Source organism: Alkaliphilus flagellatus, assembly GCF_018919215.1.
Taxonomy (GTDB): Bacteria; Bacillota; Clostridia; order Peptostreptococcales; family Natronincolaceae; genus Alkaliphilus_B; species Alkaliphilus_B flagellatus.
Genome location: NZ_JAHLQK010000007.1, coordinates 91,397 through 104,832, shown reverse-complemented (window position 1 = coordinate 104,832; position 13,436 = coordinate 91,397). Strand labels below are relative to the sequence as shown.

The window sequence follows — 13,436 nt, the reverse complement described above, 5'->3', positions numbered from 1 at the left end:
CAAACATTATTATTAATTAGAGGAGGGTTATTAATGCGTGAAGTAGAAACTTCTAAAATGTTAACACCTGAAATGATCGAAGCAGTAGCTGATAATTGGGATAAATTAAGAGAATTATTTAATTTTCAAGAAGAAATAATACCATTAAATCGTCATTGCAGATGTAAGCATCATAGAAAACATAAAGATTGTAAAGAATGTTGTTGTCCTGAGTTTTTAAAATTTAATTTCTGGTTTTCTGATGTGAAAATTGAAAATGAAAATGCTGAGTGTAAAGATGAAGACAAAGATCATAGATGTAAAGATGATGACAAACATCATAGATGTAAAGATGATGACAAACATCATAGATGTAAAGATGAACATAAACGTCATAGATGCGAAGATGACCACAGACATCATAGATGTGAAGACGAACGCAAACATCATAGATGTGAACATGAGAACAAACGTCATAAATGTAAACACCATAGATATAGCGACGAATATTAATCTGTACTAACTATTATATTTCAACTATCTATGAAATGTGATTACTTTATTATCGGAAAACTATAAAAATTAACTTATTTTGTTAATATATTGTTTGCTATAACTCCTGCTTTAAATATAATATATAGCCATAAACAATGTTCTGAATACTGTATTATTAGGACATATGCTTGTGGCAAGGAGTAAAAAAATGTTAGGGTAGCTTAAGCTACCCTTATTCATCTATCTTTTTAGCATCCAAAAAGCCCACGTCCACAAAATAGTACAACAAGTAATAGGAAGAAGAAAAGTAAGCTATCTCCTGATCCTTTAAAAATACCACAGTTACAGAAAATTATCACCAATATCAGGAAGAAGAAAAGCAAACTATTTCTATTCTTTCCAAAAATACCACCAATACCGCCGTCACAGCCTATACCATTTTCAATAATTTCACTCATATATTACACCTACCTTTTCGAATTTTAAATATTACTAAACACACAACTTTTTTATGTTTTAATGCTATAAGTAGTTATAATATATATTATGAAATTACATATAAACCGTTCTATATTTTTATATTAAAATATAAAAAAAACAATCCATAATTTTCAAAACATTATCAATATTAGTTAATAACCTTTTCCAATAAAAAATGCCTATATTTCAAAGAAATATAGGCATTTTTCCTTAAATATTAAATTTATTTACCAAATTTATCATTTCCTGAGCTAAATGACTTAACCCTTCACTAGAATTAGCTATTTCTTGAATAGAAGCACTTTGCTCTTCTGATGCAGCTGATACTTCCTCAGTACTAGCTGCATTTTCTTCAGCTATTTCAGATAAATGGTGTAGTATCGCAATAACATCATCTTGACTTTGATTTATTATTTCACTAGCATCATCTAACTGGTTAATCATTTCTTTTATTCTGTCCACAGCATGAGTGATTCCTAAAAATTTATTCTCTGTTTCTTTAAGACTTTTCTGTTGAATGTCTACTACTCTTATTACATCATTAATTGTGGATTCAGAATCCCCTGTACTTTGTTGAAGTTGACTAACTATATTCTCAATAACTATAGTAGATCTTTTGGATTCCTCTGCTAGCTTTCGAATTTCTTCAGCTACAACCGCAAATCCTCTTCCTGCCTCTCCTGCCCGAGCCGCCTCAATAGCTGCATTTAATGCTAGTAAGTTTGTCTGCTCTGCAATATTTTTGATTAGATTACTAGCATCATTAATTTTAGCAGAATTAAGTGTAGTATTTTTAATTTCTTCGTATACTTTTTTAATTCCTTGATCACTATCCTTAGTTCTTTCATTTAATTCTTCCATCAAAATATTCCCCTCATTTTTCAACACCAGTACCTCATCTGCGAAGGTATTTAGCTTGCGAACATGCTTTTGGTTCTCTTTTACCATTTTACCTAGAACCTTAGCATTATTGACCCCATTTTCAGTATCGCTGGCCTGTTCCTCTGCTGTACTAGAAATTTGCTCTACAGTTCTAGCTATTTCTTCGGAAACCATAGCAGATTCCTGAGTTGTTGCTGTTAACTGCTCAGAAGAGGAAGCAATTTGATGGGAAGCTTCTGTAACTTGACCAACAATCCGTCTTAAGTTTTCACTTGTAGACTGCATAGATCTTGCTAATATTCCTGTCTCATCTTTGTTTTTTAAATACTTTGCTGGTACATCTCTGCGAATATCTAGATTTGCAATTTCCTCAGCATATTTAGCTGCAAAAACTATAGGTTTAACAATTGTAGCACCTATTATGAATATTGCTATACCACCAAATACAGTAATTAAAAAAGATGTAATTAAAATTTGCATTCTCATTGGATTTATACTACTTAATATTTCACTTTCATATCCTCCGACTGCAACTAACCAGTCAGTATTCTCTATTGGAGACATTCCTATATAACGCCTATCTCCTAAAAATTCATATGTAACTATTTGTCGAGATGTCATATCCATGTCCTTCATAGCTAGACCAAGTTCTTTAAGATCCCCACCTGTTTCTATATCTTTAAATGCATTTCGCTGTTCCAGTACCAATTGCTGATTTTCATGGGCATACATCGTACCATCTTTACCTATAATATACGCATAACCTTTATTACCATATCCCATATCAGCAATATCATCGTTTAAAGCATTTGCAGGTTTTCTACCAATTAAAACTGCTACTATTTTGCCATCATGCTCTATTGGGGCTGCAAACATTAAAGCCATTTCATTGGTTACCCTACTTAATATTGGGTCTGAAACATTTGCTTCTCCTTGAAAAGCTTTTTTTACATAATCTCTATCACCTAACTGCGCTGTTGAACCATCACTATATAAAGTAGTCCCATCAGGATAAACGACTCCCAATGCTAAAAAATCAAAATATTCCATTTCATGCTTTAATGTTTCTTTTTGAATCTCCCACTGCATACCTTCTATTTCACTTTTTCTAGCAATTGACTTTAACTCTATTAACTGACTTTCAATTCTACTCTTTACTACTGCGGAAGCCGATGTCGCAAGGTCTATTACGGCGTGACTTGCTTCATTAACAATAGCTTTTGAAGCACTTGTATATGAAATACTCCCCAATACTGTAGATGTAATTAGTAATATTAATACAAAATAAACTATTAATTTTAGCTTTATACTTTTCATCATATCCATCTCCCATGTTAAAATCGATTATGTATATACAATCCAATATATATCCTAAATCCAATGTCTTAAACTAGTAAATAGAACTTTAGTTCTAATTTGCAATTTTAACTTATTTTAAAATCTTATATATTTTAAGACTCTTAAATAGCTTATTAGCAGGAATTACAAAGTATTTGAAGAATAATATTATTAGAGATTAATTACATAATATGATGAAACTAGAGGTGATATTTTGACTAATACAGAAAACTATAAATTTGTTCAAAATAGTAGATGCGAATTTTTCCCTTGTCATAATGTAAGTGATTTAACGAAATTCAACTGTTTATTTTGCTACTGTCCACTTTATATGTTAAAAGATAAATGTGGCGGTGGGTTTACATATACAGATAGTGGAATAAAAAATTGTACTAATTGTACTCTACCCCATAGTGAAGGCGGATATGATCACGTTATGTCTAAAATGAAGGAAGTTATTCGTATAGGGAGCGAGAAAGAATAAAAAAATGCTCTAATCTGGAACATGTGAATATACAAAACCAGAAAAGAGCATTTATTTTTATTTAAGCACCGATTTTTTATACTACTACTTGCTATATTTCACTACATTTAAAAATTACCGGATTCTCAATTGGTAAGTAAATTTCTATTTTAAACCCTTTACTAACACTAAAATCATAATTTATAAGTCCTCCAACTTCTGATATCCTATCTTCAATTCCTAATAATCCATTGCTTTTAACTAAATTTTCACATCCTAATCCATTGTCTTCAATGCTTATACGGACATTATCTTTATTTAAACCAACATTAATACTTATTCTATCAGATTGCCCATGTTTAATACTATTAGTTATGCCTTCTTTTATAGTCGTATAGATAATTCTATTATATTCTGCTTTCATTCCTTCAACTTCTTCATCTATATTAATATCAATCTTAACTGTTCCTGTACTTTCAATATTATCAGCCATTTTTTGTATTAGTTTAATTAATGTATTATTATCTTCCTTTAAGGTATATACAGCATCTCGTAAATTATTCATACACTCTTTAGTTAATATTTGAGATTTATTAATTAGTTCTTTAGTTTTTATATTATCAATGTCCAACATTTTATGTGCTACATCTAAATTCATATTTAATGCTATGAGGCTATGTCCTAAAGTATCATGAATTTCTTGAGCAACTCTATTTCTTTCTTTTGTTATAGTTAACTCTTTAATATTTTTAGATTGTTCATTTAATATATCATATGATTGCTTTAGCTTATCATGTAGTTTTTCAACCTTTCTCTTTTCTATAAATAGAGATTTATAAGAGTATATACTAAGACAATAAAACAATAAAAATGCAGACATGGCAAAAAAATCAAAGATAGTTTCTTTTAAATATTCTGGAATAGATATTGGGTTTATATTTGCATTTAATACGGCTCTTCCAAATAGAATCATTAGTATTTCTACTATTAATAGAAATAAAGGATATTTTCCACTATTAAAAAGTATTATTTCATAAATCACTACATACATATATATTTGTGTATATCCTCCAACTAAATAAGCTAAAGCTGCACTTAAAACAACAGATACTGTCAAAGAAATGTAGTATTCTTTATAGCTAGTCATCCCTCTAATTCGTATTCTATCATTTACAATAATTACTACATACAAACATAAATATAATATTAATATAGTGACATTATCTTTAAAACTAAATAATATATTTAATAAAATAAGTATTAGTATAAGCCATCTTATATAATATCTATATTTTTTTTCCTTAATCAACCAACTCTCTCCTTAAATATGTTTTTACTTTATTTACTTTATTTACTTTTTTATATAGCATACCTCTGTTATTAATACTATTAAATTTAAATAAATATAAACCAACCATAGAAATTAAAACTATTTGAAAAATTGTTACTAAAAGTAATATTTAAAACCTCCATCTAAGGTAACGTAACCATTTAGTAACGTCTTCTATGTGCCTAAAGTAATGTTATTTTTTCTTCATAAGTAATGCCAGTTGAGTTCTATCTCTAACATTAAGCTTATCTAAAATTCTAGTTAAGTGATTTTTAACAGTACCTTCTGTTATAAAAAGAATAGCACTTATCTCTTTATTACTTTTTCCATCTGCAACTAAACAAGATATCTCTATTTCTCGCTGAGTTAACGTAGTCAAACTGTTTATTTTTTCGTAGGATTTTGAAATATTTTCTATATCCCTTATAGCACTAACTACTTTTTTAGCCACATCCGGCTGTAAAAGAATGTTTCCCTCATATACAGTTCTTATTGCATTAACCAATTCCTCCGAACTTATATCCTTAAGTAAATATCCATCTGCCCCATTTTCTAGACCTTGAAATATATATTCATCTTCATTAAAGGTAGTAAGTATTAAAACTTTAACATCTGGATATTCTGTTTTGATTATTTTAGTAGATTCTACACCATTCATTATAGGCATACGAATATCCATTAGTATTAAATCAATTTCTTTTTTATTCATAACTTCTATAGCTTCCTTACCATTAGTAGCCTCTCCAACTACTAAAATATCTTTGTATAAACTTAGCATCATACTAAGTCCTTCTCTTATTAAATTTTGATCATCCACTATCAAAACTTTTATCATTTACTCATCCCCTTAACCTACTATCCCTTTAATTATTATTTATTGGTATTAATGACTCTCTACATATTTTTATTATAGACTAGGTTAATCAGAATTGTCTAACTGATTTATATCTCTGAAAAAGAAAACCAACCTCTAACGAAAAATCGAAAGAGGTTGGTTTGCATCAATATCAAGCTAAACAAAAATACCAATAAATTTAACCGGAATAGAGATAGATTTTTTTAAATCTTCGTAGCCTTCTCTATCAACGGCAAGGATAGCGCAGGTAGCAGGGCCTGCTGACTTATCTAGATTAATATCTGATTTATCGTATATGTTACAACTCAATCCGTTAGTATCTGCCATTTCTTTTAGTTCATAAGCTATTCCTTTAGATCCCACAGGTAAAATATCGTTTATATATGGTTTGTTAAGTAATTCTAATAATATAGGTATGGACATTGTTTCTCTTCCCTTATCATCCAATACCTCATGACCTACTTTTGGTATTCCTATAACAACTGCTAAATCTCTTTTTCTAGCCTTTTTCCGTCTCCAATTAGATTTTTCAATCGTTCCGATTATAGTAATACCCATAGAGGTTTGACATACAGGAATATTTTCCTCCGTACTTCCCGTTATTACAATATCATTTTGTAAGTTTAAAGGCTTTAATGCCTTTTTTATGCCCTTAATTATCTTTTGTCCTGTTTCCTCCATCTCCACGCCTAAAGTATTAACAATAGTAACGGGTGTAGCTCCTGTTGCTAAAAGCTCCATAAGTGCTACTTGGGTTGTAAAATATCCTACAGTTTCAGGGTCTGTCTTTACAACATCCATATCCTTGTCCCCAATACCACCAGAGGAATCACAGGAAATTACTATCCTATGATCTGGTGTAACATCAACTATTGTTAAATCTCTATATTTAACCATCTAAATTCACCTATCTTTTTTGTTTGTTTATTATCTTAAATATAACATAAGCAAGAATAATATTGGCTGATGAAGCTATAGTTAAAGGAATTACAAGAGCATTAAACATAGCAGTGCCATTAAATGGTAAACCTAACATCTTTGCAGTAATAGATGCAACAAAGGTTACAATAGGTCCATTTAATAATATAGCTACAATAGAAGCAATAACACCATTGCTTTTTCTGCCTAGGATTCCAAAGATATATGCAAATAACCCCATCTCCAGTGCAACAATTAAGTGCATTGGAACTGTTAATGGAAATCCACTAGTAATGGAAGTCAGTAAATGCCCTAGAGTAGCTACAAAACCACCAGCCATAGGACTTATAAATAAAGCAGCAAAATATCCTGGCATAGAATCGAAGGCTATTGTCCCCTGTATTTTAATCATGGCACCTATGGCTGAAAGTGCTATTAATAGTCCACTTCTTGTAACAACCCTAATATTATCTATGCTTATTTTTTCAGTATCACTCTTCATATGTATTCTCCTTTGCTTAAATATATGATGGAATTAATTTTCTTAAATAACCAAAGTTATCTGTATAATCGATCTCCACATAGCCACCAGGTGGACATTGAAAATGCCACATTTTTTTTAGTTCTAGGTCTAATAAATATGTAATAATAGACTGAATAACACCTCCATGGCTAACTATAATACAGGTTCCATCCTTTTCCTTAATGGAGTCAATAAAACTCTTTGCTCTATTTAGCACATCCTGTAGACATTCTCCTTCAGGTATTCTATAAGATTCATAATCATTAAGCCATGTTTTCCACTCATTTGGATAATTTTTTTCTATTTCCTTAGCAGTTTTTCCATCGAATACACCAAAGTTTATTTCCCTTAAATTATCATTAGCCACTACTTCCTTGCCAATTATTCTTGCAATTTCTTTAGCAGTCTCCATAGTTCTTCCTAAAGAACTTGCATAAATAGCATCTACTTTGTAGCACTTCAATTCTTCGGCTAATATTTTTATTTGCAATTTTCCCTTTTCTGTAAGGTCATAATTAGACCATCCACTATAGATTTTACCGATATTAGCCATTGTTTCGCCATGTCTAACTAAAATAAATTTCATAGGCGTATCCTCCTTTTATTTAAACAAAGACTTATTCCAGACAAATATTAAAGCTGTAGCTATCGGATAAAAATTTCTGCAATATAACAGAAAAACATGAACAAAGTCTGTGAAATTTCAACAATTGCACCTATAGTATCTCCAGTCATTCCACCAAGCTTCTTAGATATATTCTTTGTCAATATAATAACAGTGATAAAAGTTGCCAATAATGAAGCAATCATTGGAGAATCCCCTATTACAAATCCTAAAACAAGAGATAATACAATACCTAATAAACCTTCCTTAATTCCACAGTTTTCTATGAAAGCATTCCCCATACCTCCCTCTTTTCGTGCATAGCTACTAATACTAGCAGAAAGCAAGGCTGAGGCTCTTCCTACTATGGGAACAATTATTAAAAATATGTTTTTTATATAATATGATAGAGATAAATTTAATAATAATAACCAAAGAATACCTATAACTCCAAAGGTCCCAATTCTACTATCTTTCATAATATTTAGCATTTCTTCCTTTTTGCGATAGCTAAATATACCATCAAAAGTATCTGCCAAACCATCAATATGAAGTCCACCTGTTATAAATAAATATATGGTCCAAATAAATACTATTAAAACAAGTCGATGGAAATAATCTTCTAGTAAAGTTGGGACATACAGAAATATTCCTATCATCAATCCTATAATTGGTAATAGTTTTATTCCCTTTATAAAGTCTCTTTCATCATAGTCATAGGTATAATGAACAGGTATCCTTGTAAAAAATGTGATCATTAGCAATAAACTCTTCATAATTTCCTCACTTTATTTTTATTTCTATTCCACTAACTGTAAAATATACTTCCTTAGATTTATTGGCTATATATTGATTAACTCTTCCGGCTATATCTCTAAATATATTACCCATTCTATAGGAAGGCACAAGGCCCATACCTACTTCATTAGTAACTATAATAGCTGTTTTATTGTTATCCATAATTATATTTAACAATTCATCTACTTCTTTAAATATATCCTTTTCTAGTCTATCTACTTCTTCCATAGAACAATTATCAAAATCTAAATTACTTTCTAACATTAAATTTGTTACCATTAATGTCATACAATCCAAAAGAATTAGATCGCTTGCTTTAAAGCTTTCATCTTCTACAATTGCTGAAAAGTCCTTATATCGTTCTACAGTTGCCCAATTTTTCGGTCTATCTAATCTATGCTTTTTTATTCTATCCTTCATTCCTTCATCGAATGCTATGGCTGTTGCTATATATACTACATTTTCACCAAGCTCCAATGCCTTTTTTTCTGCTAGAGTGCTTTTCCCACTCCTTGCTCCCCCCGTAATTAATATTAAAGGCTTCATTTGTGTTCTCCTTGTCCTATATTTTTACCTGCTTATAAGCTAGTTCGTGGAACAATATATGGAAACTCATGTCCATCTCTATTTAATAGTTCTACCTTTATCTCATATACTTTTTCAATGTTTTCTACTGTTAGAACATTTTTAGGCTCATCCTGCGAAACTAATTTCCCCTTATTTAAAAGTAAAATATAATCGCTATATTGTCCTGCTAAATTTATATCATGTAATGTAGTAACAATTGTTATACCTTTTTCCTTATTTAGCTTCTTACAGACCTGAAGTATGTTTATTTGAAACTTTATATCTAAATTAGAAATAGGTTCGTCTAATATTAAAAGTTCTGGCTCTTGAGTTAATGCCCTAGCTATCATAACTCTCTGTCTTTCACCACCGCTTATTTCCCTTATATCCTTTTCCCTTAGATGCCATACGCCTGTATTTTTCATAGCTTCCTCGGCAGCTTGTATATCTTCACTTGTTTCGCCTTGAAGCTTTTTTATATATGGGAATCTTCCCATAAGTACAGTATCAAAAACTGAAAAGGAAAAGCCCACACTACTTGATTGATGTACAACCGCTACAGTCTTTGCAAACTCTTTATGCTTAAAACTACCTATTTTTCTATTTCTTAGAGATATTGTACCCTTTCTAGGACTTAAAAGTCCACATAGATTTTTAAGTAGTGTGGTTTTACCAGAGCCATTTGGCCCAAGTATGCTAACAAAGCTTCCATTCGGAACATTAAAATCTATATCCTCTAGCAGAGGTGCTTTATCATAACTAAATTCTATATTTTCCACATTTAAAATTGAATTCATTTTATCCCTCGCTACATCATGGTTTTGCTTCTTGCCTTCTTTAATAAATATAAAAAGAAAGGTCCTCCTAACACTGAGGTAATTACTCCGACAGGTAATTCTCGTCCTGGAACAATTGTCCTTGCTAAAGTATCACAAAGCAGTAAAAAAACACCTCCACCTATTGCAGATACTGGAATCAAGATTTTATGATCTGACCCAAATATTATACGAAAAAGATGGGGAACAATAATTCCTGCAAACCCAATAATACCACTAACCGAAACAGCTAATGCTGAAAGAAGAGATGCTACTACTAAAATTAATTTTTTAATTAACTCTACATTTACTCCCATGTTTTGTGCATCTTCCTCTCCCATAACTATGGCATTCATTTCTCTGGCTAAGGAAGATAGAAATAAAAGCCCTATTAGTACTGGGAATACAATTATAATAATTTGGTTCCAATTGGCACCATTAAAACTCCCCATGGTCCATGAAACTATGTTAGCTAGTTCATCCTGATTAAAAATCATCATAATAGAAATTCCTGATGATAATAAGGAACTCATAACAATACCTGCCAACAAAATAGAAGTAGTAGATATTTTATGTCCAATACGGGCCAAATTATAAACTATAGCTGTCGTTGCCAATGCTCCTAGAAATGCGACTATCGATGTAAAACCAAAACCTAATATTCCTTGATTTAATCCTAAGACAATACTAATTGTTGCTCCAAAAGCTGCCCCTGAGGATACCCCCATAACAAAGGGATCTGCCATTGGATTTTTAAAAATAGCTTGGTAGGAAGCCCCTACTGAAGCAAGTATAGCTCCCACCAATGAAGCTAATATAATTCTTGGAAGTCTTATATTTAGTACGATGAATATGTTTGACTCCTTTATGCCACTTAAATCAATTCTAGAGCTTAAAAAGCCAATACGACTTCCAATAATATTTATTGTATCCTTTACAGGAATTCTAACTGCCCCCAATGTTATTGCAATAATCATACATACAAATAAAGCTATTAATAATAGTATTATTTTAAATCCGTTTTTTTTCGACATTTATTATCCCTTACCTTAAATACTTTTGTCCAAGCTTATTAGAAATTTAATAGATTAGCTAAATTTCCATGGAACGCTCTAACTAAAATTTTAAGTCCTTCATCTATTAGTCTTGGAGATGGTCTACTAAATATATCCCTATCAACTGTTATATATCTCTTGTTTTTTATAGCCTTTAGTCCAGAATAATTAGGACTACTTGTCATAGTGTTATATCCATCAGCTGGTCCAAAAATAATATCTGGATTATTATCTACTAGCTTTTCTAAGCTATATTTCCAACCTGTAATATCATTGGCTACGTTAACTCCACCTGTAACTTTAATTACGTCTGCTATGAATGTATCTTTTCCTGCTGTATACTCTCCACTTTGTCCTGTGCCAACTACATAATATACCTTTGGCTTGTTTTTAATTCTTGTTGTAAGAGCCTCTACAGTATCAACCTTTGCCTTCATAGTAGAAACTAAAGCCCTAGCTTCGTAGTTTTTTCCTACAATAGCTCCCATTTTTAAAGTATAGTCATACATTTCATCTAATGTATTAGGAGAATTTTTAGCTACTACATTAATTCCTGCCTTTTCAAATTGCTTTAATACTTCCTCTTTATAGTGGGTACCTGCAATAACTAAGTCTGGTCCTATGGAAACAACAACCTCTGTGCTAGGATCTTTCATAGTTCCGACATCTTTAATTGACTTTGCTGCTGCTGGATAAGTACAATATTGGGTTCTACCTTTAATCATATTTCCTGCACCTATTGCAAATAATGTTTCTGTTACACTTGGTGCTAAAGATACTATAGTTTTTGGTGCCTTAGTTACTGTATATTTCTTTCCTTCACCTTCAAAGGTTATAGGATATGTTATTTCTTTAGTTTTACTAGCACTAATCCCTCTTGTATTATTATCCCACTTAATCTCATAACCAAGGGTTTCCATAATAAAACGTAGAGGAAGATATACTTCTTGTCCTTTTTTATAGGTTTTTACATCCAAAGTCATTTGAACTCCATTTACTTTAATACGGTTTGTGTCTATAGTAAACTCAAAAGTAACTTGGTTATTTTTAACTGTAGCAACATTATTTTTAATAGAAATATTCAGTCCTAATGTATTAAGACTTTTACCTGCAATATAGGTTCTTCCATTTGGGTTCTCCATAACAACAGACTTTTTACTTCCAGCCACTGTAAAATTACTTGTTGAAGCAAAACTTAAACTAGTAAGTAGCATAACTAGTATTAAAGTAAATGATGTAATTCTCAATACTTTCTTCATTAATTTTCCTCCTAAAAATATATTCAAATCTAAATCAGGTTATATAAACTATGTATTAATTTTTCATTTTCTTCCCTACTTCTTACGGCAAGACGTATAAATTGATCGTTTAGTCCTTTAAAATCGGTACATGTTCTAATATATATACCATAATTCAGTAGAGTACTTTTTACATTCTCCCCAGAAGAATTCTTTAGTTTACACAGAAAAAAGTTTCCTTCGCTAGGAAAAACATCTATATTATTAATTGAAGATAATCCATTTAATAAAAAGTTTTTTTCTTCTTCGTACCATTTCTGTGTACGATTAAAATAATTATTATCCTTAAGTAAAATATCCACTGCCTTTAGGGCCAAACTATTAATAGTCCATGGCTCTTTTATATAGTTAAGTTCTTTAACAATATCTGTGTCTCCAAGTCCATAGCCTAGTCTTAGCCCAGGTATTCCATAAGTTTTAGTCATAGATCTTAAAATAAAAATTGGATACTCTTCTACAAAGCTACTTAAAGAAAATTTTTCAGTAAAATCTATAAAGGACTCATCTATAAATAGATAGCAATTTTTCTCCTTAATAACTTCCAATAGTGGCATAAGTTCCTCTGGCTCATAAAATACACCTGTTGGGTTGTTTGGGTTACAAAGTACCACTACTTGGGGATTTAGATTTTCTATACTCACTAATAGTTCTGGCATATCTATGCGAAATCCAGCCTCTTCATATGTATAAAAATGAAAAATACTACTACCTGAAACTTGGAAAGCCCTTTCATACTCTGTAAAAGTTGGCTGTATCAACAAAACTTTAGATGCCTTTATAGCTCTAGCAAATAGATAAATAAGCTCCGTCGCACCATTTCCCAAAATTATTTTATCAGCTTCCTTGTCCAAATACTTAGATAAAGTTTCTTTAGCTGTTTTACCATCTATTTCTGGATACCGTATTAACATTGGTAGCTCCTTTTCTAGTTCTTTCATAAGCTTAGATGGTACCCCTAAAGGATTAATATTTACACTAAAGTCTATTACTTCTCTTTGTTTTTGACCAAAATATCCCCCATGCTTATTCAATTTT

15 protein-coding genes are annotated in these 13,436 nt (G+C 30.9%); 2 read left to right on the top strand and 13 right to left on the bottom strand.

The features are described from left to right. The first annotated feature begins 33 nt into the window (after positions 1-33). Positions 34-492, top strand: coding sequence for a hypothetical protein (locus KQI88_RS16885; RefSeq protein WP_216419391.1), 459 nt, complete (start codon positions 34-36; stop codon positions 490-492). Between the two features lie 230 nt (positions 493-722). On the opposite strand, the gene KQI88_RS16880 is transcribed toward KQI88_RS16885, so the two are convergent. Both KQI88_RS16880 and KQI88_RS16875 read right to left on the bottom strand, forming a co-directional pair. Beyond that, positions 723-932, bottom strand: a complete 210-nt coding sequence (locus KQI88_RS16880) for a hypothetical protein (RefSeq protein ID WP_216419389.1) — start codon at positions 930-932, stop codon at positions 723-725. 232 nt (positions 933-1,164) lie between these two features. Beyond that, positions 1,165-3,153 (bottom strand): methyl-accepting chemotaxis protein, encoded by a 1,989-nt coding sequence (locus tag KQI88_RS16875; RefSeq protein ID WP_216419387.1) that lies wholly within the window; start codon positions 3,151-3,153, stop codon positions 1,165-1,167. Between the two features lie 235 nt (positions 3,154-3,388). Here KQI88_RS16875 and KQI88_RS16870 point away from each other — a divergent pair, with 235 nt between their 5' ends. Beyond that, a complete protein-coding gene (locus tag KQI88_RS16870; RefSeq protein WP_246579357.1) occupies positions 3,389-3,658 on the top strand; it encodes a cysteine-rich small domain-containing protein in 270 nt (89 codons plus the stop codon). Positions 3,659-3,749: 91 nt separating this feature from the next. Here KQI88_RS16870 and KQI88_RS16865 read toward each other — a convergent pair whose 3' ends face one another. The 11 genes from KQI88_RS16865 to cobD form a co-directional block, all read right to left on the bottom strand. Continuing rightward, complete coding sequence (locus KQI88_RS16865; protein ID WP_216419384.1) at positions 3,750-4,946, bottom strand: sensor histidine kinase; 1,197 nt, start codon at positions 4,944-4,946, stop codon at positions 3,750-3,752. Positions 4,947-5,160: 214 nt separating this feature from the next. After that, positions 5,161-5,802, bottom strand: coding sequence for a response regulator transcription factor (locus KQI88_RS16860; RefSeq protein ID WP_216419382.1), 642 nt, complete (start codon positions 5,800-5,802; stop codon positions 5,161-5,163). Between the two features lie 177 nt (positions 5,803-5,979). Continuing rightward, a complete protein-coding gene (locus KQI88_RS16855; protein WP_216419380.1) occupies positions 5,980-6,720 on the bottom strand; it encodes an AIR synthase related protein in 741 nt (246 codons plus the stop codon). A 10-nt stretch (positions 6,721-6,730) separates the two neighbouring features. Beyond that, a complete protein-coding gene (locus tag KQI88_RS16850; RefSeq protein WP_216419378.1) occupies positions 6,731-7,243 on the bottom strand; it encodes an ECF transporter S component in 513 nt (170 codons plus the stop codon). Between the two features lie 16 nt (positions 7,244-7,259). Next, positions 7,260-7,850: an alpha-ribazole phosphatase gene (gene cobC / locus KQI88_RS16845; RefSeq protein WP_216419376.1), complete on the bottom strand. Its 591-nt coding sequence runs from the start codon at positions 7,848-7,850 to the stop codon at positions 7,260-7,262. A 59-nt stretch (positions 7,851-7,909) separates the two neighbouring features. Beyond that, complete coding sequence (gene cobS, locus KQI88_RS16840) at positions 7,910-8,644, bottom strand: adenosylcobinamide-GDP ribazoletransferase (RefSeq protein WP_216419374.1); 735 nt, start codon at positions 8,642-8,644, stop codon at positions 7,910-7,912. Positions 8,645-8,651: 7 nt separating this feature from the next. Then, positions 8,652-9,212 (bottom strand): bifunctional adenosylcobinamide kinase/adenosylcobinamide-phosphate guanylyltransferase, encoded by a 561-nt coding sequence (cobU, locus tag KQI88_RS16835; protein ID WP_216419372.1) that lies wholly within the window; start codon positions 9,210-9,212, stop codon positions 8,652-8,654. Positions 9,213-9,244: 32 nt separating this feature from the next. Beyond that, positions 9,245-10,030: a heme ABC transporter ATP-binding protein gene (locus KQI88_RS16830; protein WP_216419370.1), complete on the bottom strand. Its 786-nt coding sequence runs from the start codon at positions 10,028-10,030 to the stop codon at positions 9,245-9,247. A gap of 11 nt (positions 10,031-10,041) precedes the next feature. Continuing rightward, complete coding sequence (locus KQI88_RS16825; protein ID WP_216419369.1) at positions 10,042-11,082, bottom strand: FecCD family ABC transporter permease; 1,041 nt, start codon at positions 11,080-11,082, stop codon at positions 10,042-10,044. A 38-nt stretch (positions 11,083-11,120) separates the two neighbouring features. After that, the gene (locus KQI88_RS16820; RefSeq protein ID WP_216419366.1) at positions 11,121-12,362 is read right to left on the bottom strand and encodes a helical backbone metal receptor; all 1,242 of its coding nucleotides are present in this window, start codon (positions 12,360-12,362) and stop codon (positions 11,121-11,123) included. 29 nt (positions 12,363-12,391) lie between these two features. Next, entirely contained in the window at positions 12,392-13,432 is a 1,041-nt protein-coding gene (gene cobD / locus KQI88_RS16815; RefSeq protein WP_216419365.1) for a threonine-phosphate decarboxylase CobD, read from the bottom strand. Positions 13,433-13,436 lie beyond the last annotated feature (4 nt).